The sequence below is a fragment of the Hyalangium minutum genome (genome assembly GCF_000737315.1).
Classification (GTDB): domain Bacteria; phylum Myxococcota; class Myxococcia; order Myxococcales; family Myxococcaceae; genus Hyalangium; species Hyalangium minutum.
This window is the reverse complement of sequence record NZ_JMCB01000003.1, coordinates 558,372-584,358: the sequence shown is the minus strand read 5'-3', so window position 1 is coordinate 584,358 and position 25,987 is coordinate 558,372. Positions and strand designations below refer to the sequence as shown.

Genomic DNA, 25,987 nt, shown 5'->3' with positions numbered 1-25,987 from the left:
CCTTGGAGGAAGTTCATGGCTCGGACGAAGCCCGCCGCACCCGCAGTCTCTGTTTCCCTCGAGCAAGCGCGCGCGTTCTGGCACCGCCGCCAGGGGCTCGCCGAGCCGGGGAAGGGAAGCATCGAGGAGACGCTCGCGGCCACGAGCTGGCCTCGCACGCTCGGGGGCGTGGATGTGTATCTCGCGGTGCGGGCGCGTCTTCCGGGGCTGCGCCGACAAGACTTGGATGAGGCCGTGGCCCAGTCCCGGATCCAGGTCATCCCGGCGGTTCGCGGCTGCATCTACGTGGTGCCTCGGGCGCAAGTGCCGCTCGTGCTGCGGATTGCCGAGGACCAGGCGCGCAAGCGGATGGACAAGGAGATGGAGAAGGTCGGCGTCCCGCAATCCGAGCTGTCCGGCATCGGTGAGGCCGTGCTCAAGGTGCTGCGCAAGGGCCCGCTGACAACGGACGCGCTGCGCAAGGCCTTGCCCGAGGGCACTGTCCGCAGCCTGGGAGAGAAGGGCAAGAAGGTGGGGATCTCCTCTCCGCTTCCCCCAGCGCTGCGCTACCTGGAGTTCGAAGGGAAGCTGGAGCGGACGCTCGATGCCGGGCGGTTGGACACGGAGCGGTACCTCTGGCGAATCCCGGCGAAGAGCCCGTTCACGGGCGCCAAAGTTCCGGCGGATGCCGCCGAGCGGAACGTGCGGCTCGCGGAGATCTTCGTCCGGCAGGTGGGGCCTGTGACGGTGGCGGACTTCGCGGCGTGGTCGGCGCTCTCGCAGCGGGATGCTCGCGCGGCCTTCGAGAAGCTCCCCGTGGTGCCGGTAAAGGTGGAGGGCTACGCCGACGAGGCCTTCGTGCTGGAGCAGGACGTCTCGGCGCTGAAGGAGGCCCAGCCCGGGGCCACGTCCCTGTCGATGCTCGCGGCCGAGGACAATTACCTCACGGTCCATGGTGGGCCCGGACTGCTGATCGACCCGAAGCACCACTCGCGAGCGGTGTCTCAGTGGGGCAGCAAGAAGGGCTCGACGCTGGGGGAGGTGAAGCACCTTCTGTCGCGGACGCTGCTCGATGGCGAGCGCGTGGTGGGCTTCTGGGAGTTCGATCCGTCCGCGGGCCAGGGGGTCTTCGCCACCTTCGATCCGTTGCCTCCGAAGCGGAAGAAGGCAGCCCAGGAACTCGCGGACAACGTCGCCATGTTCCTCAAGGAGGAGTTGGGACACGCGCGCAGCTTCAGCCTGGACACGATGGAGAAGGTCCAGGAGCGTGCGGCGCTCGTGAAGAAGATGTGAGCCGCGAGGTTCGCTAGGGAAGGGGACGGCCGCTGGGAGCCTGGGCCAGACGGACGGAGCGCTCCATCAGCTCGCCCTGGGCCCAGCGCTTCTCTCCGTTCTTGGCCGTGCGGCGGCGCCAGGTGCCATCCGCGTCCAGTTCCCACGCGTGAGTGTTGTCCGCGAGGGAGCGTTCGAGGATGTCTCGCACCTGGGCGAGGATCTGCGGATCCTCCACTGGAACGAGCGCCTCCACGCGGTGGTCCAGGTTGCGCGGCATCAGATCCGCCGACCCGATGTAGCAGCGCGTCTCTCCGCCGCGCTCGAAACAATAGATGCGCGAGTGCTCCAGGAAGCGGCCGAGCAGCGACACCACCCGGATGTTCTCCGAGACACCGGGCACCCCGGGCCGCAGGCAGCAGATGCCTCGCACGTTGAGCTCCACCTTCACTCCCGCACGAGAGGCGTCATAGAGCGCCCGGATGAGCGTGGGATCCACCAGCGCATTCATCTTCATCAGGATGCGCGACGGCTTCTCCTTCGAGTGTGCCGCCACCGTGCGGCGGATCTGCTCCAGCAGTCCCTCGCGCAGGTTGATGGGCGCCACGAGCAGCTTGCGGAACGTCTCGGGCCGGGCGAACCCGGTCAGGTAGTTGAACAGGTCCGCCACGTCCGCGCCGATGTCCGGGTCCGTCGTGAACAGTCCCAGGTCCGTGTAGAGCCGTGCCGTCTTCGGGTTGTAGTTGCCCGTGCCGATGTGGACGTAGTGCCGGATCTTCTCGCCCTCGCGGTGGACGATGAGGATCGCCTTGGCGTGCGTCTTCAGCCCGGGGATGCCGTAGACCACATGCACCCCGGCCTCCTCCAGCGCCAGCGCCCACTGGATGTTCGTGCGCTCGTCAAAGCGGGCCTTGAGCTCCACCATGCAGACGGCCTGCTTACCGCCTTCCGTCGCGTGGATGAGCGCGGGCACCAGCGGCGAGCTGTCCGAGGTCCGGTACACCGTCTGCTTGATGGCCAGCACGTCCGGGTTCTCCACCGCCTCCGTGACGAAGCGCTCCACGGAGGTGGCGAAGGACTCGTAGGGGTGGTGCACCAGCAGATCGCCGCGACGCATGGCCGCCATCACCGTGCCCTCGGTGTCACCCTCGGGCCGCAGCCGGGGCTGGGTGACAGGAGTCCACGAGGTGGCCCGCAGCTCCGAGAAGCCCGGCGTGGCCACCACCGAGTGCAGATCCGCCAGCGCCAGCAGTCCCTGCTCCTCGTACACCTGCCGAGGCTCCAGCCCCAGCGCCTCCACCAGGGACTCGCGCAGCGTGGGGTTCATCCCCGCCTGTAGCTCCAAGCGGATCACGTCTCCGAAGCGGCGCTGTCGCAGCTCGTCCTGCACCGCCACCAGCAGATCCTCCGCGTCCTCGGACACGGTGAAGTCCGCGTCCCGCGTGACGCGGAACACCCCGTAGTCCAGCACCTCCATCCCCGGGAACAGCGTGCCCAGGTTGTGCGCGATGATGTCCTCGAGCGGCACGAAGGACGTGGCGTCGTTCTTGAGCGGCACGAAGCGAGGCAGCAGCTCCTTGGGCACCTTCACCCGTGCGACGTTCTCGACCTCCGCCACCGGATCCCGGAGCAGCACCGCCAGGCTCACCGAGAGATTGGAGATATAGGGAAAGTGCCGCCCCAGCCCGATCGCCAGCGGCGTGAGCACGGGAAAGATCTGCGCGCGGAAGCGCTCATTTATCTGCGCCCGAGCCTCCGCATCCAGCTTCTTCATGGAGAGGATGCGCAGCCCCTTCTCCGCCAGCGCTGGCCGCAGTACCTGCTCGAAGCAGTGGCTGTGCCGCAGCCCCTGCTCGCGGATGCGCGCGTGCAGCTTGTCCAGGGTCTCGCCCGGTGTGGCCCCATCCGGAACCAGCCGGACGACGCCCGCGCGGTGCTGCTCGTGCAGCCGGGCCACGCGGATCATGAAGAACTCGTCCAGGTTGCGCGCGTAGATGGCGCAGAACTTCAGGCGCTCCAGTAGCGGCACCGCGCTGTCCTCGGCCAACTGCAGCACCCGATCGTTGAAGAGCAGCCAGGACAGCTCCCGGTTGAAGAACAGAGCCTTGTCCGGGACCTCGACACCCTCGGGGATGGTGTCCCGCTCAACTGTCTTCCGTCCGCCACCCCGGGCGTTGGGAGCGCGCTTCGCCATACCTGGGCTCCTCGGCTGCACATGGAGGCCGAGAGAAGGTAGGCCCGGCAGTGGAACCTGGCATCCGCCCCGAGTGCTTTTTCCCAACCCACTCGCCAGATGGGATTTGGGCTTCCGTCTGGTTTGGGACAAAGTGCGCCCCGCACCTCTGGAGGGGTTCCTTGTTCAAACGTCTGGCTCTCGCATGGGGGCTGTGTCTCGTGGCCGCGCTGTCTGGCTCCGAGGCGCTGGCCCAAACCACTTCTGTCATCACCGGCACCGTCATCGACGCTTCGACGAAGAAGCCCGTCCCCGATGTCATCGTCACCGCTACGGCCCCGGGCCTCATGGGCGAGCAGACGGTCGTCACGGATGGGAGCGGGCAGTACCGCATCCCTCAGCTTCCGCCGAGCACCTATACCCTCCGGTTCGAGAAGGAGTCCTACAGGCCTTACGCGCGGTCGGGCATCACCCTGCGCCTGGGCGTGACGATCCGCGTCAATGTGGAACTGTTGCCGGACGCCCTGGGCGAGACGATGGAGATCGTCGCCACTCCGCCCACCGTGGACATCGGCTCCAGCGCCGCGGGCGTGAGCGTGGACTCGGACTTCCTGCGCAACGTGGCCGTCATCCGCCCGGGCGGCAAGGGCTCCGCCACGCGCTCCTTCGAGTCGCTGGCCGAGCTGGCCCCCGGTGCCCAGGAAGATCGCTACGGCGTGAGCATCAGCGGCAGCAGTTCTCCAGAGAGCCAGTACGTGGTGGACGGCCTGTCCGTGAGTGATCCCAGCGTGGGCACCGTGGGCACGCCGCTGTCGGTGGAGTTCGTCAAGGAGGTCAACGTCATCACCAGCGGCTACATGCCCGAGTACGGCCGCGCCACGGGCGGCATCCTCAACGTCGTCACCAAGTCCGGCTCCAACGAGTTCCACGGCTCGGTGTTCGCCAACATGGCCCCGGGCGTCCTGCAGACATCGGGCACGGTGGTGCAGCAGGCGGGCTCCGTCATCAGCGCCCAGGGCAAGCCCTGGAACCTGGGCGACTTCGGCTTCGATCTCGGTGGACCGATCCTCAAGGACAAGCTCTGGTTTTACGTGGGCGTGGCGCCGTCGTTCAGCCGCATCCAGGTGCAGCGGCGGCTGAGCACGCTGGACATCTGCACGGCGGTGGATCGCGAGAACGGCTGCACGGCGGTGGGCGCGGCGCGGGTGGATCCCAAGACGCTGTTCCAGGTGTCCACGCCCATTGAGGGCACCCAGGTCAACCGCTTCGCGGACGAGCGCAGCCTGCAGTACACGGCCAAGCTGACGTACCTCTTCACCCCCGATCACAACCTGTCGATCTCCGTGTTCGGCGTGCCGCGCTCCTCGGGTGGGGCAGGGAAGTACGCCTTCAGCGACGACGGTGAGCCCGAGGTGTGCTCGAGCCTGTCCTGCACCGGCTTTGTCCAGGGCAGCTACGAGTCCATCGCCACCATGCGGGACAACAACGCGCTGGACCTGGTGGCGAAGCAGTCCTCCTCGTTCTTCGACAAGAAGCTGCTCCTGGATGCCACGGTGGGTTGGCACCACCAGTACGACACGATCCTGCCGTCGGATGACTCGGGGCTGAACTCGGGAACGGGGCTCTCCAAGGATCCGCGCGTCTCCTGGCGGCGCACGCGCCGGCCTTCCACCACCACCGGCGTGGCGGGGCGCGACTTCCACAGCATCACCGAGTTCGAGTCGCTGCCGGATCCCTCCGTCTGTGACTCTCCGTCGGAGCTGCCGGCGGAGCAGCGTGCCTCGCGCTGCCCGGTGAGCGCGTACACCACGGGTGGCCCGGGCACCATCAGCATCCAGAAGCTGGATCGCATCCAGGGCAAGGTGCTGGGCACGTACCTCTTCGAGTGGCGCGGCCACCACATCGTCAAGGCGGGCTTCGACGCGGAGCGGCTGAGCTTCTACAACAACCGCGCGCGCACGGGCTTCGCCCACTGGCAGGAGTGCACGGACGGCTCGTGCTTCTTCAGCCTCAACCAGTATGGCTACCTGGACGGGCCGGACCAGCCCGTGTTCCTGGAGACGAAGGAGGGCACCTCCAAGTCGATGACCGTGGGCGGCTTCGTGCAGGACAGCTGGTCGGTGCTCGACAAGGTCACCGTCAACGTGGGCCTCCGCTACGACGCGCAGACGGTCTGGGGCTTGGACAACAAGGTGGGCCTCTACCTGCCCAACCAGTGGTCCCCGCGCCTGGGCGTCATCTACGATCCCACGCAGCAGGGCCGCTCCAAGCTCTTCGTCAACTACGCCCGCTTCTACGAGAGCATGACGCTGGACATGGCGGACCTCTCGTTCCCGCAGCAGCAGCTCATGTCCGCCACGTACAAGGCGCCCGCGTGCAATCCCTCGGATCCCGAGTCCCTGCAGACCGCCTGCGCCAGCGACGCGAACCGCACGGTCATCGGCAACCGGGAGAGCCCCAACCAGTTCTGGAGCGTGGAGGGCGGCGATCGCGTCCCCGTGGACCCGAACATCAAGCCCCAGTCGATGGACGAGATCGTCGTGGGCGGCGAGCTGGAGCTGCTCCTGGGCCGACTGGGACTCACTTATACGCGGCGCCAGCTCAACAACGTCATCGAGGACATGAGCCGCGATGACGGCAGCACCTTCTTCATCGGCAACCCAGGCAAGGGCTACTCCACGGACTTCCCGGAGGCTCAGCGCAGGTACGACGGCGTCACGCTCTACTACCAGAAGAACTTCTCCAACCAGTGGCTGGCCCAGGCCAGCTACACGTGGGCCCGGCTGGAGGGGAACTACTCGGGCCTGTTCCGCGCGGACACCGGCCAGCTGTCGCCCAACCTGACGCGCGACTTCGACCTGCTGTCGCTCACGTTCAACCGGTACGGCCTGCTGCCCGGCGACCGCACGCACAGCCTCAAGGCTTACGGCGCGCGCGAGTTCATCCTCACCGACAGCACCAGCCTGAACATCGGCACGAGCTACCGCGGCCGCTCTGGCACGGTGACCAACGTGCTGGGTGCGCACCCGCGGCGCAGCGGCTCGGAGACGTTCATCCTGCCCCGCGGCAGCGGTGGCCGGCTGCCCTGGCTCCACAACGTCGACGGGCACGTGGGCCTCAACCAGAAGCTCGCGAACAACTATGTGCTGACCCTCTCCCTGGACGTCTTCAACCTCTTCAACTTCCAGCAGTACACGAACGTCGATCAGACCCTCACCTTCACCCGCGTGTACTCGCTGGAGGATGGGACGAAGCTGGCCGATCTGAAGTCGTGCTCGGATCCGAAGGCGACCTGCAAGATCATCGGGACGGCCAATGGCCAGCCCATCACCAGCTCGGACATCAACCCCAACTTCGGCAAGCCGACCGCCTACCAGGCGCCTCGGTCCATTCGCCTCGGCGCGAAGCTCAGCTTCTAGCCCCTTCCCGGAGAACACCTTCCATGAAGCGCGACCTGATGGGAATGAGCGTGAGCGCGGTGGCCCTGGCCGCCGTACTCAGCGCGTGCAACACCGAGGATCCCGAGCGGCAGTGCTCGGTGGCGAGGGCCGTCTCGGATGGCTCCACGGGCTCCTTCGCGGCCACCTACACCTTGAAGGAGGGGAGTCCGGATCCGGCTCGCCTGTGCACCCAGCTCAAGTCGGAGCCCGTGGGCCTGCAGAAGTACTTCAACCAGGATCCCTCGGCGCCCGACACCGTGGCCATTCGCACGGACCGGATGGGGCGGCTGCGAACGCAGTATGCCGCCCAGCTCGATGCGGCCACCGCGGGCGCGCCGTACGCCTTGGGTCCCCTGGCCTCCGAGACTCCGGGGCCGGACAACTTCTGTGACGTGCCGGAGCTGGCGCCCGCGCGCCTGGAGGTGCCCGCCACTTCCAGCCTCCCGGCCCAGAGCTTCACCTACGAGTGGTCCGGCCTGCGCGTCTACAACACGCCGGAGATCCCTGGCACGCAGTTCATCGCGGACCTGCGCTACACGGAGAACGGGTGCACCGCGGAGTACACCGTGCGGGGCATCTGGCCGGTGGTGAGCTGTGCCACGAGCGGCAAGCCGGACGAGACCAAGTGCGATCCGTATCCGGACTACAACGTGGGCCGGCTGCGCGGCTCGGGCATCAACCCGATCTTCCCTGTGAAGTGCGATCCCGTCGCGCTCATCTGCGTGCTGACGGGTGAAGTGCCCTCGGACAAGAAGCCCTGAGTGTCATCGGGCCGTGGGGCCTCGGGAGCTGCTCCCGGGGTCACACGGCCGCGCCGTCCTTCAGCATCGACAGCAGCGCCTTCTCCGAGCAGTGCAGCTCCGGCGCGTCGTGCTTCGTCAGCTCCTCCACGGACTCGAAGTACTTTCCCACGACCTTGCCCTGCTCGAACATCGCCAGGACCGACGGGTAGATGTACGAGGACCTCGCCACCGCTGGCGTGTTGCCCAGGTGCTCGGCGGCCTCGCGCACCGCGGCCACCATGGTCTTCTTCACCGCCTTCACGCAGCCCTCGACCGCCGCGTGATTGAGCCGGTGACGGGCCCGAGCCAGCGCGCACGCGCAGATCAGCGTGCCGCCCCACGTCCGGAAGTCCTTGGCGCTGTAGTCGGGGCCCATCACTTCCTGGATGTACTCGTTGATGTGGCGGCGGCGCACGTCCACGATGTGGCCGTCATCCAGCACGAACTTGAAGACGTCCCGGCCCGGCACCTTCAGCAGTTGCCGCACGATCACCGCGACGCGTCGATCCTTCAGCTCCCGGTGCTGCTGCTGGCCGCTCTTGCCCGGGAAGTCGAAGAGCACCGTGTCCCCCACCACCTTCACGTGCTTGGCGCGCAGCGTGGCCAGCCCGAAGCTGCCGTTCTCCTCCGCGTACACCTGGCTCCCCGGCCGGATGAAGCACGTGCCGAGGATGCGCAGCATGCACGCCAGCACCTTGTCCCGCCCCAGGCCCTTCTTGCGCAGATCCACGCTCACCCGGTGCCGCATGCGGGGAAGGGCGCGCGCAAAGCCCACGATGCGCTTGTACTTCTCCTCCTGCTGCCGCTTCGAAAAGGACTCGTGGTAGCGGTACTGCCACCGGCCCGCGTTGTCCTTCCCAATGGCCTGCAGCTTCGCCTTCGCCGCCGACGAGATCGCCACGTCCTTCCAGGCCGGCGGGAGCTTGAGCGCCTGGATCCGCTCGCGCTCCTGGGCAGAGACCGGGCGCCCGTCCGCTCGCACATACCGGAAGCCTCGCTGGGGGCTCCCTAGTCGCCGGATTCCCTTCTGCTGCAGGCACTCAATCTGGGTCATGGCCCAGTTGGGATGCGCAGCCTGCCCCCTTGCTGCAATCCGCTACAGGCAGGTGGCATGAGGGGCAGGCAAGCGTGACCAGATTCGTCCGGCGGGGCTTCCCTGGCCGCCCCCCTGATCGTCTAGACTTTCTTGGAACACCAACCCTTGGGCTGATGTCTCCCTTCCTCGAGTCCATCCTCGCGTTCCCCACCGCCTTCTTCACCATCCTTATGGGGGTGACGCTGACGTACTGGCTGTGCGTCATCCTCGGCGCAGTGGGAATCGACGTCCTCGATGGGGATGTGGACCTCTCGGCGGGTGCCAAGGCCGCCGGTGGACTCCTGGAGGGCGGTGCCAAGGCCGCCGGTGGACTCCTGGAGGGTGGTGCCAAGGCCGCCGGGGGCATGCTGGAGGGTGGCGCCAAGGCCGCCTCGGGTGCCTTCGAGGGCGCGGATGCTCACGGCCACGCCGGACACGATCATGACGTAGACGGGGATGCGTCGGGCCTCTTCGCCTCGCTGGGCTTCGCGGGCATCCCGGTGACGATCTCCTTCAGCTTCGTCATCTTCGCGGCCTGGATCCTCTCCATCGCGACCCGGGGCCCGGCCTACAACCTGCTGGGCTCCTTCGTGCCGGGGGCTGCCATTGGCGCGGGCCTCTTTGTGCTGTGCTCGGTGCTCGGGACGCTCGCGGCGTCGCTGGCCGTGAGGCCGCTGCGCCCCATCTTCATCGCCAAGCAGGCCCCCGGGCGGGACTCGCTCATGGGCCGCGTGTGCACCATCAACAGCGGCAGCGTCACGGGCGCTCATGGCCACGCCACGCTCGCGGATGGCGGCGCCGGGCTCATCCTCAACGTCTTCTGCGCTCGCGACAATGAGCTCAAGCGCGGCGATCAGGCGCTCATCCTCGGCTACGACCCGGCGCGGGACGTCTACGAGGTGGAGCCTGTCGATTTCCTCCTCCCAGAGGAGATCGCCCAGATTCAGGACCCGGCGAAGGCCACCGCCATCGCCGCCCGTGCACGGGATCGGGTCCATTAGCCCTCTTGGCGACGTCTCACCGTCGCTTCATTCGCCGTCCGGAGAGCCGTTCGCGGGGGACTCCGGACGCGTCAGCCACAGCCCGCCGCTTGTCACGTTAGAAGGATCGCAATGGATCTGGATCTCCCCACAGTCGCCGGAGCCATCGGTGCCGGCAGCGTCCTGCTGTTCGGCACCCTCTTCACCATCGCTCGCTTCTACCGGCAGGTGGATCAGGGCAAGGTGCTGATCATCAACACGCTCAAGAGCGAGCCGACCGTCACCTTCACGGGCGCGGTGGTCATCCCCATCATCCACCGTGCCGAGGTGATGGACATCTCCCTGAAGACGGTGGAGATCGACCGGCGCGGCAAGGAGGGCCTGATCTGCAGGGACAACATCCGCGCGGACATCAAGGTCACCTTCTTCGTGCGCGTGAACAAGACGCGCGAGGACGTGCTCAAGGTCTCTGGCGCCATCGGCTGCGTCCGCGCCAGTGACCAGCAGACGCTGGAGAACCTCTTCGAGGCCAAGTTCTCCGAGGCCCTCAAGACGGTGGGCAAGAAGTTCGACTTCGAGGACCTCTACACCCAGCGCGACGAGATCAAGGACGAGGTCGTCAAGGTGATCGGCCGGGATCTCAACGGCTACATGCTGGAGGACTGCGCCATCGACTTCCTGGAGCAGACGCCGGTCGAGATGCTCGATCCGGACAACATCCTGGACGCGCAGGGCATCCGGAAGATCACCGAGCTCACCACGGTGCAGAACGTCAGCACCAACGAGCTGAAGCAGAACGAGCGCATGGCCATGACCAAGCGCAACGTGGAGGCGGACGAGGCCATCTTCGCCCTCGAGCGCCAGCGCACCGAGGCCGCCGCCAAGCAGAAGCGGGAGATCGAGAGCGTCCAGGCCCGCGAGACGTCCGAGGCCGAGCGCGTGAAGTCCGAGGAGCACGCCAAGTCGGAGCTGGCTCGCATCAAGGCCGAGGAAGAGATCCTCATCAACGAGCAGAACAAGCAGCGCCAGGTCGAAGTCGCGGAGAAGAACCGCGAGCGCGTGGTGGGTGTGGAGACCGAGCGCGTCGAGAAGGATCGGATGCTCGAGGCCATCAACCGCGAGCGGGAGACGGAGCTGCAGCGCATCGCCAAGGAGAAGGCGCTCGAGACGGAGAAGAAGGCCATCGCGGACGTCATCCGCTCGCGCATCGCCGTGGACAAGACGGTGGCCGAGGAGGAGGAGCGCATCAAGGATCTGCGCGTGACGGCCGAGGCCAAGCGCCACAAGGACGCGCTGCTCATCACCGCCGAGGCCCACGCTCAGGAGAAGCTCGTCAAGGACATCAAGGCCGCCGAGGCCAGCAACGAGGTGTCCAAGTACTTGGCCAAGGAGCGGCTCACCCTGGCCGAGGCGGACCTCGAGGCCGCCGACAAGACGGCCAAGGCGAAGGCGCGGCTGGCCGAGGGCGTCCAGGCGGAGACGGCCGCCCCGGGCCTGGCCAACGTGCGCGTGAGGGAGGCGGACGCCGTGGCCAGCGAGAAGCAGGGCCTGGCCAACGTGCGCGTGAAGGAGGCCGAGGCCGAGGTCATCAAGAAGCAGGGCCATGCCCAGGCCGAGGCCATCCGCGAGCGGCTGCTGGCGGAGGCCGCGGGTGAGCAGGAGAAGGGTCTCGCCAAGGCGCGCATCCAGGAGGCCGAGGCGGCCGCCCTGCAGAAGCGCCTGCTGGCGGAGGCATCCGGCGAACAGGAGAAGGGCCTGGCGCACGCGCGTGCCCAAGAGGCCGAGGCCAGCGCCATCCAGAAGCGCGGCGAGGCCGAGGCGGTCGCCATCCAGGAGAAGCTCATGGCCGAGGCCAAGGGCCTGGCCGAGAAGGCCAACTCCATGAAGGCGCTGGACGGCGTGGGCCGGGAGCACGAGGAGTTCCGCCTGCGCCTGGCCAAGGAGCGCGATGTGGAGCTCGAGGCCATCCGCGTCCGTCAGTCCGTGGCCGAGTCTCAGGCCAAGGTGCTCGCGGAGGCCTTCAGCCACGCGAAGTTCCAGATCGTCGGCGGCGACGGCCAGTTCTTCGAGCGGTTCGTCAAGGCCGTCACAGTTGGCGCCTCGGTGGACGGCGCGCTCGATCACGGCGAGGCGCTGCGCACGGTGGCCCAGCCCTACCTGTCCGGCGAGAAGGATCTCTCCGCGGATCTGAAGGAGATCCTCTCCAAGCCCGGGCTCACCAACGACGCGCAGAACCTGGCCGTGGCGGCGCTCCTGCACCGCATGGTGACCAGCGCTCCGGCTCCGCAGGCCGCGGCTCAGCCGCAGCAGCCGATCGTCGAGGGCAGCGCCCGGCCGGCCTCCTCTGAGAAGTCCCAGGGCTAGGCTCCCACCCGTTCCTTCCCGGTGAACATTCATGGCAACTGACGGCGCGAAGCCCGCGGGGACTGCCCCCGCGGGCGAGACGACGCTGGAGGGCGGCAGCTACGAGGTCATCCGCGCCCGTTTGCTCGCTCAGGCGGAAGAGCTGGGCACCCGAGCCGCGGATCTCAACGCGCGCCGCAAGGCCCTCTTTGGTGGCACCGAGCTCACCGTCATCGGGAACGAGCGGGTCCGCACGGAGAACAACTGCGTCCCGCGCGACATCGTCAGCGTCGGGAAGTACCTGCTCTTCGGCTACAACGTCTTCATCGGGTTGAAGAAGGAGACGACCGTCGCGGACGTCTTCTCGCTGCACAAGTTCGAGAAGACGGCGGAGGGCTTCGATCTCTCCGCTGTGCCCACCACGGAGGCCGGTGGCTTCCTGGCGGATCCCCGGTTCGTGAAGGACTTTGGGGAGCTGTACAAGTACTACAAGGACGCAAAGCTGCTGCAGCTGGTTCGCACCGAGTCGCGGCTGCTGGCCATCTTCCAGACGGGCCTGACCCTGCGGGACATCAAGGTGTTCCGCTTCAGCGTCGATGTGGAGGGCCGCGCTACCTATATCGACAACCAGGGCGAGCGCGATCACGTCTTCCCGCCGTCACACGACTTCGAGTGGACGGTGGCGCGGCGCGAGAACTACGTGCTGGGCACCCACCCGCACGTGAACATCCTGGATCAGGTCTTCGTGGAGACGGTGAAGGGCGACCTCACCGTCAAGGTGGAGAACAACACCAGCACGGGCCTGGGCATCTACAGCGAGCCCGTGGCGGACGCGGACCAGTCTCTGGATGACGCGGAGATCGCCTACTCACAGGTGGGCGCGCTGATTCTGCTGCGCGTGCTGCCGTTCCGCGAGAAGGAGCACCGCTACCTCGTCTTCAACACGCGCACACAGCACGTGGTGCGCATCGACGCCATCGGGCAGGCGTGCGTCCGGCTCCCGGAGGACCAGGGCGTCATCTTCCCCGGCGGCTTCTACCTGCAGACGGGCGACTTCAAGGTTTTCGAGGGCACCTCGGAGGGCATGGAGTTCACCAAGGCCATCCGCTCGCCCAACGGCGAGGACGTGCTCTACATCTTCCACCGGCGCGACGAGGGCAGCTACGTCCTCTTCCCGTACAACCTGGTGCGCAAGGAGGTGCAGAACCCGCTGCTCGGGCACGGCTACAGCCTCTTCGCGGACGGGTGTCTGGCCCTCTTCCGCGCCACCTCGAACGAGCCGACGCGCGTCCACCCGATGCAGATCTGGCAGACGCCGTTCGTCTCCGCCGAGCACGCCGCCGCCCTGCCCGCGGCCCCCGGCTACCTGGGCAAGGTGGGCAACGCCGAGCTGGTGCGCGGCATCTCCGACGCGCTCACCCTGCAGCGCAGCGCGAAGTCCGAGAAGCCCACCCGCCGCATCTATGAGGATCTGATTGGTTCGGTGACGCGCGCGCTGGACGCGTACTACTGGCTCGCGCACGCCGAGGTGGGGCTCCAGGCGCCCATGGAGGCGCTGCGCCGCACCGCCGAGCTCATCATCGATGAGTTCGAGAAGGTCCAGGCGCTGCAGAAGCGCGCCGTCACCGCCATCACCGAGGCCGACGCCAAGCAGCAGGCGCTGGTGCTGAAGGTGCGGCCCGAGGAGCTGACGAACGCCGAGGCCTACATGCAGGCCCTCACCGAGCTGCGTCAGCAGCGCGGCCACCTCATCAGCCTCAAGGAGATCCGCTACATCGAGCTCTCGCGGGTGGAGGCGCTGGAGAAGCAGGTCGTCGAGGAGACGGACCGCGTCAGCGCCGACTGTGTGAACTTCTTCCAGAAGGGCGAGGCGCTCCAGCCCGTGGGCGATCGCCTGGACGTGCTGCTGGGCAGGCTGGAGCCGGTGCAGACCACGTCAGAGCTGGCCCCGCTCGCCGAGGACATCGAGAAGGTGGGCAAGGGCCTGGAGGTGCTGGGCGAGGTGGTGGGTGGGCTCCAGGTGGGCGATCCGCTGGCCCGCGCGAAGATCCTGGAAGGGGTCTCCGAGCTGTTCTCCCGGCTGAACCGGGTGCGCGCCGGGCTCCAGGTGAAGCGCAAGGAGCTGGTGGGCCGCGAGAAGCGCGCGGAGTTCGGCGCCCAGTTCAAGCTGCTCGCGCAGAACATCGAGAGTGGCCTGTCCGTGGCGGACACGCCGGAGAAGTGCGACGAGGGCATGTCGCGCATCACCGTCCAGCTCGAGGAGCTGGAGGGCCGCTTCGGTGAGTTCGACGAGTTCCTCGGCCCCATCACCCAGAAGCGCGAGGAGCTGATCGAGGCCTTCGGGGCGAAGAAGCAGGCACTGGTGGACGAGCGCCAGCGCCGCGCGCAGAACCTGTTCAGCGCCGCCGAGCGCATCCTCGTGGGCGTGCAGCGCCGGGCCAAGAGCTTCAAGTCGGACGACGAGCTGAACACGTACTTCGCGTCCGACACCATGGTCCAGAAGCTGCGCCAGCTCTCCGAGCAGCTGATGGAGCTGCAGGACAGCGTCCGCGCGGACGAGGTGCTCTCGCGCGTGAAGAGCGCACGCCAGGACGCGCTGCGGGCCCTGCGCGATCGCCAGGATCTCTTCGAGGACGGCCAGTCCGTCATCAAGTTCGGGAAGTACCGCTTCAACGTCAACACCCAGCCGCTGGAGCTGACGCTGCTGCCGCGCGACGGCGTGCTCTACTTGCAGCTCACCGGCACGGACTACGCCCAGCGCCTCGAGGATCCGGAGCTGGAGAAGTACAAGGAACTCTGGGATCAGCACCTCGTCTCCGAGACGCGCGAGGTGTACCGCTCGGAGTATCTGGCTTCCAACATGCTCGCGGACGTGGAGGAGGGCCGGAGCAGCGTGAGCCTCCTGGCTCTGCACGAGTCCGCCGCCGATGGCACCTTGCTGGAGCGCGTGCGCGCGTACTCGGCCGAGAAGTTCGATGAGGGCTACGAGCGCGGCATCCACGACTCGGACGCCGCCGCCATCCTCGAGAAGCTGCTGACGCTGCACAAGGGCGCGGGGCTGCTGCGCTTCGCTCCCACGCCTCGGGCCTGGGCGGCGCTGTACTGGGCCTTCGACTCGGACGACGCGGCCCGTACCATTCTCCACCGCCGGGCGCGCAGCCTGGCCCGCCTGCGCTCGGTGTTCTCCAGCGCGGCGGAGCTGACGGTGCTGGGCAACGAGCTGGGCGATCACGTGGGGGCCTTCCTCACGGCGAACAAGATCGCTCACTCGATCGCGGAGGCCCGGCAGGCCGGGCGCTACCTCGTGGAGGAACTGGGAGCGGAGCGGCCGCGCTTCACCACCAGCGCCGAGGCCGTGGCGGTCAAGGATGCGTTCCTCGGCCAGCTGGACCGGAAGGGGAACCGCCCGGCCTTCGAGGACGATCTGCGGGGCCTGGAGAAGAACCTGCCCGAGCGCCTGCGCATTGCCCGGGCCTGGGTGGACGCGTACCTGGCGCAGCGCGAGGGTGGGGCAGGGGACGCGGCGCACGTGGCCGCGGAGGCCGCCGTGCTGCTGCTCACGGAGCGCAAGCTGGATCGCCAGGAGGCGGGCGCGCTCACCTCGCTGGAGGTGACCGGACTGCTCGGCCAGCACCCGCGCATCACAGACCGCAAGATGATGCTGCGCCTGGACGAGTTCCTGGCGCGGCTGGGCGAGTTCCGCCAGCTCCGGGTGCCGGCCTACCACGCCTACCGTGGCCTGCTGCGGGACTTGCTGGAGCGCGAGCGCCGGAAGCTGCGGCTGGAGGAGCTGAGCCCCAAGGTGCTCACGTCCTTCGTGCGCAACCAGCTGATCGACGGCGTGTACCTGCCGCTCATCGGCGCCAACCTGGCCAAGCAGCTCGGCGCGGCGGGAGAGAACAAGCGCACGGATCGCATGGGCATGCTGCTGCTCATGTCGCCTCCCGGCTACGGCAAGACGACGCTCATGGAGTATGTCGCGAGCCGGCTCGGGCTGACCTTCGTGAAGGTGAACGGCCCGGCGCTGGGGCACTCGGTGAAGTCGCTGGATCCGGCGGAGGCGCCCAACGCCACCGCCCGCCAGGAGGTGGAGCGCATCAACCTGTCCTTCGAGATGGGCAACAACGTGATGCTCTACCTCGACGACATCCAGCACACGGACTCGGAGCTGCTGCAGAAGTTCATCTCGCTGTGCGACGGACAGCGCCGCATCGAGGGCGTCTGGAACGGCCGCACGCGCACGTATGACCTGCGCGGCAAGAAGTTCTGCGTGGTGATGGCCGGCAACCCGTACACGGAGACGGGCGAGCGCTTCAAGATCCCGGACATGCTCGCCAACCGCGCCGACACGTACAACCTGGGCGACATCCTCGACGGCAAGGAGGATCTGTTCTCGCTCAGCTACATCGAGAACTCGCTCACCTCGAACTCGGCGCTGGCCCCGCTGGCCACGCGCGATCAGGGTGACATCCACAAGTTCATCCGGATGTCGCGCGGCGAAGAGGTGAACACGGGCGAGCTCTCGTACGGCTACGCGGCGGCGGAGATCCAGGAGATCACCGCGGTGCTGGAGCGGCTGTTCCGGGTGCAGAAGGTGCTGCTGAAGGTGAACCTGCAGTACATCGCCTCGGCGGCGCAGGACGAGCGCTTCCGCAGCGAGCCCGCGTTCAAGCTCCAGGGCAGCTACCGCAACATGAACAAGCTCGCCGAGAAGGTGGTCGCGGCGATGACCGACGAGGAGCTGGAGCGGCTCATCGACGACCACTACCAGGGCGAGTCCCAGACGCTCACCACGGCGGCGGAGCAGAACCTGCTCAAGCTGTCCGAGATGCGCGGGCGGCTCACTCCGGAGAAGTCGAAGCGCTGGGAGGAGATCAAGCAGGGCTTCGCGCGCATCAAGCGCATGGGCGGCAAGGAGGACGATCCGGTCGCTCGCGTGACAGGCCAGCTCAGCGCCATCGAGGAGCAGCTGGGCGTGGTGGGACAGGCCGTCTCTCAGGCCGCGGAGACGGTGCGCAAGGGCCAGCAGGAGCGAAAGCCCGGTCCGGATCCCGTGGCGACCGTGACGCCGCGCCTGGAGGCGCTGCGCGAAGCCGTGCTCGAGGTGGCGAAGGTGGCCCGCGAGGTGAAGGAGACGCCGCCGCCCGCACCGGTGGTGAATGTGACTTCGGGAACGGATCTGACGCCGTACCTCCAGCACCTGGCGAAGGTGATGAAGGCCCTGGCCGAGCGCTCGATCCAGGCTCCGGCGGCTGCCCCGGCGGCTGCGGCTCCGCCTCCGGACCTGGGTCCTTATATGGAGCAGCTCACGAAGGCGGTGGCGGCCATGTCGGAGCGCCAGGTGCAGATGGCGCCCGCGCTGCAGCGAGCCGCCTCCGCGCCCATTCCGGTGGATCTCCCGAGGCAGGTGGCGCTCATCCAGGCGGCCCTGGAGCCCCTGGAGCGCGCCGCGAAGCGCAGCCTCCAGTCCGGCGAGGAAGACCTGAAGGCCATGCAGGTCTGGCAGTCCGTCACCGAGGCCCTGGCGCTGGTGCAGGTCATCATGCAACTGCGCTGAGGCCCCGGGAGGGGCAGGGCAGGGCGATCAGCCGAGGTTGTGGAAGACGCGCTGCACGTCTTCGTCCTGCTCGAGATCGTCCACGAGCTTGAGGACCTCGGTCGCCTTGTCCTCGGGGAGCTCCACGGGGGTCGTCGGGATGTACTCCGAGTCCGCGGACACCACCGTGAGGCCGCGCGCTTCGATGGCCGACTGCAGCTTGCCGAAGTCGTTGAAGGCGCAGCGGATGACGATCTGCTTCTCGCCCTTCTCGCCGGTGCCCTCGCCCATCTCCTCGAGCCCGTGGTCGATCAGGTCCAGCTCCAAGGCCTCCTGATCCACGCCCTCGGGGCTCAGCCGGAAGACGCCCATGCGCTTGAACTGGAAGGCCACGCTGCCCGTGTTGCCCATGCTGCCTTCGTTGCGCTTGAAGCGCATGCGCACGTTGGCGACGGTCCGGACGACGTTGTCAGTGGCCGTTTCGACAATCACAGCGACACCGTGGGGGGCATAGCCCTCGTAGAGGACGACATCATAGCTGGCCGCGTCCTGGCCGCTGGCGCGCTTGATGGCACCCTCGACCTTGTCCTTGGGCATGTTGGCGGCGCGCGCGTTCTGGAGGGCGCGGCGCAGGGCCGGGTTGCTGTCCGGGTTCGGGCCCCCGGCCTTCACGGCGATCGCAATGTCCTTGCTGACGCGCGTGAACACCTTCGCCATCTTGTTCCAGCGGGCGAACATCGTCGCCTTGCGTGTCTCGAATATGCGTCCCATAGCGGGCCCTCTTGTATCACTGCGTCGGCGGGGCTGGAGGATTGTCCCCTACGTCTCAGCTGGGAAAGCGCTTTCAGACTGACGTGTACCCACTCTGCCATGCCGCAGTGCAGCGTTTGCCAGGAGACGTTTATTTCTGAATGCGTTTTCAGAATTCACTTTACTGCCAGCAAAATCGCCTTTAGATGGTTTCGCGCGTTTAGCAAGCGTTCTCAGGAATTCACGCAAGTCTTTGACGCAATGCGAAACGCTCCAGACCCCCACGGCAGGAGGCACGAGTGAAAAACACGAGAGTGTCAGATTGGCGGCGCACAAGCGGCGTCGCCGTATGGATGGTTCTCCAACTGCTCATCAGCGCTTGCGAACCTTCGCCTTCAGCTTCCGTGGTGGATCCCGCCGGAGTCGTGACGCAGGCGGTGGACACGAACGTCGCGCTCGGCAAGAGCATCACGACCTCCGGCTACACGCAGGTCTACGCGGCGACGAACGCGAACGACAACAACCGGGCCACCTACTGGGAGGGCACGGCCAACGCGTACCCCAACACGCTGACGGTGAACCTGGGCAGCAACCACACGATCAGCTCCGTCGTGGTGCAGCTCAACCCGGACAGTGCCTGGAGCACGCGCACCCAGACGTTCTCGGTGCTGGGACACAACGCCAGCACGACCACCTTCTCGACGCTCGTGGCCTCGGCGACCTACACCTTCAATCCGTCGACGGGCAATCAGGTGACGATCCCCGTCTCTGGGACGGTGAGCGAGGTGCGGCTCCAGTTCACCGCGAACAGCGGCGCCCCGGGCGGTCAGGTCGCGGAGTTCCAGATCCTGGGCTCGCCTGCGGGCGGAACGACCTATGCACTGACCGTGAACAACGGCTCGGGCAGTGGCTCCTACGCGTCCGGCGCCGTCGTGAACATCTCGGCCAACGCTCCGTCGTCCGGCCAGGTCTTCAATGGCTGGACTGGTGGCGTGGCCTCGAGCTTCGGCAATGCCAGCTCGGCCTCGACGACGTACACGATGACCGCGGCCGCGACGACAATCACCGCCACGTACACGGCGAGCACCGGCGGCTCGAAGTATGAGGGTGAGTCCGCGACCCTGAGCGGGGGCGCGCAGATCAACAGCAACCACACAGGCTACAGCGGCACGGGCTTCGTGGAGGGCTACTGGACCCAGGGCGCGCGCACCCAGTTCAACGTGTCCGTCGCGAGCGCCGGCTGGTACGACGTCACGCTGCGTTACGGCAATGGCTTCACGGACTCCAACCTCTCGCTCTACGTGGGCGGCACGAAGCAGGGCCAGGTCTCGCTGCCCACCACGGGCGCCTGGACGACCTGGGCCAACAAGGCGCAGGCCGTCTATCTGAACGCGGGCAGCAACGCGGTGGCGTACCAGTACGACGCGGGAGACGTGGCGAACGTCAACCTGGACTACATCACCGTGGCCGCCACGGCCACGCAGCGGGCGGACCTGACCGTCACCGACATCCAGTGGACCGCGCCGAGCAGCCCCCCGCAGGAGGGCGAGGCCATCTCCTTCAAGGCCGTCGTGAAGAACGCCGGCACCGGCGCCAGCCCGAGCAGCGTCCACAAGGTCTCCTTCCTCGTGAACGGCGCGGAGGTCGCGGTGTCGACGCTGCCCTCGACGACGTCCCTCGCGGCGGGCGCCAGCGTCACCCTGACGGCGAACGCTTCGTGGTCCACCTCGTACGGCAGCTATCCGGTCACGGCCGTGGTGGATCCGGACAACGCCATCGCCGAGTTCAACGACAGCAACAACAGCTTCACCAAGACGCTGACGGTGTCGCGGCGCCCCGGTCCGGACCTGATCGTCCAGGCCATCTCCTCGACGCCGTCGACGCCCGCGGCGGGCGCGGCGGTCTCCTTCACGGTGACGGTGACGAACCAGGGCCTCGATCCCACGCCCGGCTCCTCCGTGGCGGTGCGGCTGGTGATTGATGGAGCGACGACCCTGAATGGGACGGTGCCCAGCTCGCTCGCGGCGGGCGCCGGCGCGGCGGTCACCCTGAGCGGCACGTGGACGGCCACGAACGGCAACCACACCCTTGTGGCGACGGTGGACCCCGCGTCGGCCATCTCCGAGTCCGTGGAGACCAACAACTCGCTGACCTCGAGCCTCTTCGTCGGCCGTGGCGCCAACGTGCCCTGGATCGAGTACGAGGCGGAGAACGGGCGCACCAACGGCGCCGTCCAGGGCCCGAGCCGGGCGCTGGGCACCATCGCGGGTGAGGCCTCGGGCCGCAAGGCGGTGGTCCTCAACGCGACGGGCCAGTACGTGGAGTGGACGACCGTGGCCCCGGCGAACGCCATCGTGGTCCGCAACAGCATGCCGGACGCGGCGGGCGGTGGTGGCATCCAGGCGACGCTGAGCCTCTACGTCAACGGCAGCAAGCTGGGGACGCTCAACCTCTCCTCCAAGGAGGCCTGGGTCTACGGCGATGATGCCACCCAGTTCAACTCGCCCTCGGCCGGCGCCCCGCGCCGCATCTATGACGAGTCGAGCAAGCTGCTGAACACCACCATCCCGGCCGGGGCCACCGTTCGCCTGCAGAAGGACTCGGGCGACACCTCGCCGTACTACGCCATCGACTTCATCGATCTGGAGCTGGTGGGCGCGCCGATCGCCAAGCCCGCGGGCTACATCGACGTCACCGAGGGCGGCCACAGCTGGGCGCCCGCGATCCCCAACGACGGCATCTCGGACGAGAACGCCATCAACCAGGCCATCTGGGCGGTGCAGGCTGGCACCTACGCGGGTGTGTACCTGCCGCCGGGCACCTTCGACCAGACCAACAAGATCCAGGTCAAGGGCGTCACCATCCAGGGCGCGGGCATGTGGTACACGAAGCTCTACAACGCCGCGCTGAACGAGGATGCGGGCTGGGGCCAGACGGGCTTCATCATCACTGGCGACAACGCGAAGTTCCGGGACTTCGCCATCTTCGGCAACACGGATGGCTTGCGGACCCAGGGCGGCAAGGCGTGGGTGAACTCGGCCTACAAGAACACCGTCATCGAGAACATGTGGGTCGAGCACGTCCAGTGCGCTTACTGGGTGGGCGGCAACTCCGAGTCGACGAACCTGCGCATCAGCAACTCGCGCTTCCGCAACACCGGCGCGGACGCCGTCAACCTCTGCAACGGCACCAAGGACAGCATCGTGGAGAACTCCCACGCCCGCAACACGGGTGACGATGCGTTCGCCATCTGGTCCGCGACCGACCTGTACCCGTTCCCGGCCACCAACAACGTGATTCGCAACTGCACCGTGCAGATCGTCTGGCGCGCCGCGGGCTTCGCCATCTACGGCGGCCTCAACAACCGGATCGAGAACAGCGTCGTCTCCGACACGCTGACCTATCCCGGCTTGACGGTCAGCTCCGAGTTCAATCCGTACCCCATGCAGTCCGCGACGGTGGATGGCCTGACGATCATCCGCAGCGGCGGCACCTACTGGGGTGGGCAGCAGTTCGGTTCGATCTGGCTGCGCGCCGACCAGAACCCGACCAACAACATCACGATCAAGAACGTGGACATCATCGACCCGACGTACCAGGGCATCAGCATCCAGAGCAACGGAGGCGTGTTCACCAACCTGGCCTTCCAGAACATCACCATCAACAACCCCACCAACTACGGCATCCAGGTGCTGTCCACGGCGCGGGGCGGCGGCACCTTCACCAACGTGACGGTGAACAACGCCCCCACCGCCAAGGTCGCCAACCAGAGCAGCGGCGGCTTCACCATCACCAGCGGTGGTGGCAACAACTGGTAGCGCGTAAGAAGTTGCCGGTTTTCTAGAGAGGGGCTGCCCAAGGAATGCTATGGGCAGCCTCTCTTTTTTATCAGCGCCCATGCACTTCAACGATCTCTCCGCTGAAACCACCCGAGTCACCTTCTGGGGTTCCCACTCCGCCCTGGAGATCCGCAGCCCGTTGCCCGGAGTCCTGAGGCTGCGTCACCTGCCTTCGCTGGGGGCCGCGGCCGTCACGCTGCGAGAGGTGCCCTCCAAGCAGTCCTGGTCCGTGCTGGAGCATCTGGAGCGGCCCCTGTCGATCCGCCGGGAGGGGCAGGGCGCGGAGCAGACCGTGGTGGTGGGCACGGAAGAGCTGTCGCTGGAGGTGCAGCTGGCACTGGGCACCTGGCGGCTGAGGGATGCCGGCGGCCGGGAGCTCGCCCGGTGTGACAGCTTCGCCGGAGAGGTGCGGCCGGACTACCCCGTGACGCGCTTCCGCTCCCGGCTCACGCTGCGCTCGCCCGTCGACGAGGCCTGGCTGGGCTTCGGCGAGAAGGTGGGGGCGCTCGACAAGCGCGGCATGCGCTTCACCTTCTGGAACACGGACGTGCTGCCGCACCACCCGGACACGGATCCGCTCTACCAGTCCATCCCCTTCAGCCTGGGCCTGCGCGATGGCATCGCCTGGGGCTTCTTCCTCGATGAGTCGTGGAGGATGGAAGTGGACGTGGCGGCCGAGGATCCCCTGGGCGTGCGATGGGAGTCCTCGGGCCCCGAACTGGATGCCTATGTGTTCGCGGGCCCGCTGCCCTCGGACGTGGTGAAGCGCTACACCGCGCTCACGGGCCGGGCGCCCTTGCCGCCGCTCTGGAGCCTGGGGGCGCAGCAGTCTCGCTGGGGCTACGAGAACGCCAAGGACATCCGCGCTGTCCTCCACGGCTATCGCAAGGCCCGGCTCCCGCTGGACTGCCTGTACCTCGATATCGATTACATGGAGGGCTACAAGGTCTGGACGTGGGACAAGACCCGCTATCCGGATCCCGCTGGGCTGGCGCGCGAGGCGGCCGAGCAGGGCGTGCGGCTGGTGACCATCGTCGATCCCGGGGTGAAGGCCGAGCCGGGCTACCGCGTCTATGACGAGGCGCTCGCCAGCGACTTCCTGGTGCGCAATGACCGGGGCAGCGTGCTGCTCGGAGAGGTGTGGCCCAAGCCCGCCGTGTTCCCGGACTTCACGCGCGCGCCGGTGCAAAAGTGGTGGGGCAAGCTGCACAAGGAGTTCCTGGAGACCGGCATCTCGGGCTTCTGGAACGACATGAACGAGCCGTCCTGCTTCAAGCTCCTCAACGGGAATGAGTCTTTCTCCGTGCCCGGGGTGCCCTCGGCGGACGTGGGCAAGGTGGAGGGGATCACGCTGCCCTATGACGCCCGGCACGGCGACAGGCGCCACCTGGAGGTGCACAACGTCTACGCCTTGGGCATGGCGAAGGGGACCTACGAGGGGCTGCGCGAGCTGGCACCGGAGCGGCGGCCCTTCGTGCTGACGCGGGCGGGCTTCGCTGGCATCCAGCGCTACGCTGCGGTGTGGACGGGGGACAACTCCAGCTACTGGGCGCACCTGGAACTCTCTATCTCCATGCTCCTGGGGCTGGGTCTGTCCGGGGTGTCCTTCGCGGGAGTGGATGTGCCGGGCTTCCTGGGGCGGGCCTCCGGGGAGATGCTGGTGCGCTGGACGCAGCTGGGCGCCTTCTACCCGATGCTGCGCAACCACTCCGCCAAGGGCACGCCGCAGCAGGAGCCCTGGTGCTTCGGCGAGCCCTACCTGTCGCTCACCCGCCAGTGGATGGAGCACCGCTACCGGCTGCTGCCCACCCTCTACACGCTGATGCACGAGGCGTCCGTGGAGGGGCTGCCGGTGATGCGTCCGCTCGTCATGTATGCGCCTGGGGACACGGAGGCGCTGCGCATGGACGATGCGTTCCTGTTCGGCCGGGATCTGCTCGTCGCGCCCATCGTTCGCCAGTACCGGACGCGGCGGCACATGTACCTGCCCGAGGGCCGGTGGTTGCCCTTCTCGCAGCTGGCGCCCTCCGGGGAGATCCTCGAGGGGCGGCAGCACACGCTGGCCGAGGCCCCGCTGGACACGGTGCCGCTGTGGCTGCGTGCGGGAGGCGCGGTGGCGCTCACGGAGCCGGCGCTGCACACCACCACGGCCCAGTGGAAGCAGCTCACGTGGCACATCCACGCGGCGCCGCGCATTGACGCGCGTCTGTATGAAGACGCGGGCGAGGGCTATGGCGCGGCGCGGCTAACGCGGCTCGTCGGAGAGTGGCAGTCCGGCCGCTGCGTGCTCGAGCGTGCAACGGAAGGAGAGTTGCCGCTGGCGCGCCAGCAGGAGACGCTGTGTGTTTACGGCCTGCCCGCTCCCCGCGAGGTGCGAGGCGCCCGACAGCACCGCTTCGCGGAGGGGAAGCTCACGCTCGACGTGGAGGGGGACTGGAGGCGGCTGGAGATCCTTTTGTAGGGACGCGCTCCAAGCCCGGAGCGCCTGGCAGCAAGGGAGACACACGCAATGAAGAAGGTCATGGCAGGGCTCGTAGCTGCGGCGGCGCTGGTCAACCCCACACTGGCGCGAGCCGAGACGCTCCACATCGCCTGTGGCAGCGTGGGCATGGAGAAGGACCTGTGCACGCAGGGCGCGGAGGCCTGGGCGAAGAAGACTGGGCACACCGTGCAGATCATGAGCGCGTCCACGGATGCCACCCAGGAGCTGGCACAGCTTCAGCAGCTGCTGGCGGCGGGCTCGACGGATCTGGATGTCGCGCGCATCGACATCGTGTGGCCGGGCCTCGTGGCCAACCACTTCATCGACTTGAAGCCCTACATCCCCGAGGACGTGCTGAAGCAGCACTTCCAGCCCATCGTGCAGAACAACACGGTGAACGGGAAGCTGGTGGCCATGCCCTGGTTCACGGACGCGGGGCTGCTCTACTACCGCACGGATCTGCTGGAGAAGTACGGGCAGAAGCCGCCCACCACGTGGCAGGAGCTGGCGCAGGCGGCCCGCACGGTGCTGGAGGGTGAGAAGAAGGCGGGCAATGACAAGCTCGTGGGCTTCGTGTTCCAGGGCAAGTCCTACGAGGGCCTGACGTGCAACGCGCTGGAGTGGGTGGACTCCTTCGGCGGCGGCACGGTGGTGGATCCCCAGGGCAAGGTCACGCTCAACAACCCGAAGGCCGCGGAGGCCGTCGACTTCATCGCCTCGCTGGTGGGCAACGTGGTGCCCAAGGGCGTGCTGAGCTACGAGGAGGAGGGGGCTCGCGGCGCCTTCCAGTCCGGCAATGCGGTGTTCATGCGCAACTGGCCGTATGCGTGGGCGCTGGCCAACAACAAGGACAGCCCGATCAAGGGCAAGGTGGGCGTGATGGCGCTGCCCAAGGGTGGCGCGGACGGCAAGTCCACGGGCACGCTGGGTGGCTGGCAGCTCGGGGTGCCGAAGTACTCGCTGCACAAGGATCTGGCGGTGGATCTGGTGAAGTACCTGACCAGCTACGAGGAGCAGAAGCGCCGGGCCCTGGTGGGTGCGTTCAACCCGACCATCACCAGCCTCTACCAGGACGCGGAGCTGCTGAAGGCCAACCCGTTCTTCGGCAGCCTCTACACCACCTTCACCAACGCGGTGCCTCGGCCGACCATCACCGGCACGAAGTACAACCAGGTGAGCAACGAGTTCCGCAACAGCGTCTACGCCACGCTCTCCGGCAAGGGGAAGGCGGCCGACAACTTCGCCAAGGCCGAGACCAAGCTCAAGGGCCTGAGCAAGAACGGGAAGTGGTGAGCGGAGACGCTCGCGCGGCCTTGAGCTGAAGGGGAGGGGGAGA

At 67.4% G+C, this 25,987-nt stretch carries 12 protein-coding genes; 9 read left to right on the top strand and 3 right to left on the bottom strand.

Translation table 11 applies throughout. The annotated features are described in order from the left end of the window. The first annotated feature begins 15 nt into the window (after positions 1–15). The gene (locus DB31_RS08870; RefSeq protein WP_044185217.1) at positions 16–1,272 is read left to right on the top strand and encodes a DNA glycosylase AlkZ-like family protein; all 1,257 of its coding nucleotides are present in this window, start codon (positions 16–18) and stop codon (positions 1,270–1,272) included. 13 nt (positions 1,273–1,285) lie between these two features. Here the strand turns inward: DB31_RS08870 and ppk1 are convergent, their stop codons facing one another. After that, positions 1,286–3,445 carry a polyphosphate kinase 1 gene (gene ppk1 / locus DB31_RS08865; protein WP_044185215.1) on the bottom strand — a complete coding sequence of 720 codons (2,160 nt, stop codon included), beginning with the start codon at positions 3,443–3,445 and terminating at the stop codon, positions 1,286–1,288. Positions 3,446–3,606: 161 nt separating this feature from the next. Here ppk1 and DB31_RS08860 point away from each other — a divergent pair, with 161 nt between their 5' ends. Continuing rightward, a complete protein-coding gene (locus tag DB31_RS08860) occupies positions 3,607–6,843 on the top strand; it encodes a TonB-dependent receptor (RefSeq protein ID WP_044185210.1) in 3,237 nt (1,078 codons plus the stop codon). A gap of 23 nt (positions 6,844–6,866) precedes the next feature. Further along, entirely contained in the window at positions 6,867–7,625 is a 759-nt protein-coding gene (locus DB31_RS08855) for a hypothetical protein (RefSeq protein ID WP_044185207.1), read from the top strand. Between the two features lie 40 nt (positions 7,626–7,665). Here the strand turns inward: DB31_RS08855 and DB31_RS08850 are convergent, their stop codons facing one another. Then, positions 7,666–8,700 (bottom strand): DNA topoisomerase IB, encoded by a 1,035-nt coding sequence (locus DB31_RS08850; RefSeq protein ID WP_044185204.1) that lies wholly within the window; start codon positions 8,698–8,700, stop codon positions 7,666–7,668. A gap of 155 nt (positions 8,701–8,855) precedes the next feature. Here DB31_RS08850 and DB31_RS08845 point away from each other — a divergent pair, with 155 nt between their 5' ends. The 3 genes from DB31_RS08845 (at position 8,856) to DB31_RS08835 (ending at position 17,601) form a co-directional block, all read left to right on the top strand. After that, positions 8,856–9,722 (top strand): hypothetical protein, encoded by an 867-nt coding sequence (locus DB31_RS08845; protein WP_044185201.1) that lies wholly within the window; start codon positions 8,856–8,858, stop codon positions 9,720–9,722. A gap of 111 nt (positions 9,723–9,833) precedes the next feature. Further along, on the top strand, positions 9,834–12,065 hold the full coding sequence (locus tag DB31_RS08840; RefSeq protein ID WP_205628482.1) for a flotillin family protein: 2,232 nt from the start codon (positions 9,834–9,836) through the stop codon (positions 12,063–12,065). A 31-nt stretch (positions 12,066–12,096) separates the two neighbouring features. Continuing rightward, entirely contained in the window at positions 12,097–17,601 is a 5,505-nt protein-coding gene (locus DB31_RS08835; protein ID WP_044185195.1) for a DNA repair ATPase, read from the top strand. 27 nt (positions 17,602–17,628) lie between these two features. Here the strand turns inward: DB31_RS08835 and DB31_RS08830 are convergent, their stop codons facing one another. Next, entirely contained in the window at positions 17,629–18,351 is a 723-nt protein-coding gene (locus DB31_RS08830; protein WP_044185192.1) for a YebC/PmpR family DNA-binding transcriptional regulator, read from the bottom strand. A gap of 383 nt (positions 18,352–18,734) precedes the next feature. Here DB31_RS08830 and DB31_RS08825 point away from each other — a divergent pair, with 383 nt between their 5' ends. The 3 genes from DB31_RS08825 to DB31_RS08815 all read left to right on the top strand — a co-directional run bounded on the left by DB31_RS08825 (position 18,735) and on the right by DB31_RS08815 (position 25,944). Then, on the top strand, positions 18,735–22,148 hold the full coding sequence (locus DB31_RS08825; RefSeq protein ID WP_044185189.1) for a CARDB domain-containing protein: 3,414 nt from the start codon (positions 18,735–18,737) through the stop codon (positions 22,146–22,148). 79 nt (positions 22,149–22,227) lie between these two features. Next, on the top strand, positions 22,228–24,630 hold the full coding sequence (locus DB31_RS08820) for a glycoside hydrolase family 31 protein (protein ID WP_044185186.1): 2,403 nt from the start codon (positions 22,228–22,230) through the stop codon (positions 24,628–24,630). 48 nt (positions 24,631–24,678) lie between these two features. Beyond that, the gene (locus DB31_RS08815) at positions 24,679–25,944 is read left to right on the top strand and encodes an ABC transporter substrate-binding protein (RefSeq protein ID WP_044185183.1); all 1,266 of its coding nucleotides are present in this window, start codon (positions 24,679–24,681) and stop codon (positions 25,942–25,944) included. Positions 25,945–25,987: the final 43 nt, after the last annotated feature.

What these genes read in the sequence shown, in the direction of transcription:
- DB31_RS08870 (WP_044185217.1), top strand. Translation starts at nt 16, where the DNA reads ATGGCTCGGACGAAGCCCGCCGCACCCGCAGTCTCTGTTTCCCTCGAG.
- ppk1 (WP_044185215.1), bottom strand. Translation starts at nt 3,445, where the DNA reads ATGGCGAAGCGCGCTCCCAACGCCCGGGGTGGCGGACGGAAGACAGTT.
- DB31_RS08855 (WP_044185207.1), top strand. Translation starts at nt 6,867, where the DNA reads ATGAAGCGCGACCTGATGGGAATGAGCGTGAGCGCGGTGGCCCTGGCC.
- DB31_RS08850 (WP_044185204.1), bottom strand. Translation starts at nt 8,700, where the DNA reads ATGACCCAGATTGAGTGCCTGCAGCAGAAGGGAATCCGGCGACTAGGG.
- DB31_RS08845 (WP_044185201.1), top strand. Translation starts at nt 8,856, where the DNA reads ATGTCTCCCTTCCTCGAGTCCATCCTCGCGTTCCCCACCGCCTTCTTC.
- DB31_RS08840 (WP_205628482.1), top strand. Translation starts at nt 9,834, where the DNA reads ATGGATCTGGATCTCCCCACAGTCGCCGGAGCCATCGGTGCCGGCAGC.
- DB31_RS08835 (WP_044185195.1), top strand. Translation starts at nt 12,097, where the DNA reads ATGGCAACTGACGGCGCGAAGCCCGCGGGGACTGCCCCCGCGGGCGAG.
- DB31_RS08830 (WP_044185192.1), bottom strand. Translation starts at nt 18,351, where the DNA reads ATGGGACGCATATTCGAGACACGCAAGGCGACGATGTTCGCCCGCTGG.
- DB31_RS08820 (WP_044185186.1), top strand. Translation starts at nt 22,228, where the DNA reads ATGCACTTCAACGATCTCTCCGCTGAAACCACCCGAGTCACCTTCTGG.
- DB31_RS08815 (WP_044185183.1), top strand. Translation starts at nt 24,679, where the DNA reads ATGAAGAAGGTCATGGCAGGGCTCGTAGCTGCGGCGGCGCTGGTCAAC.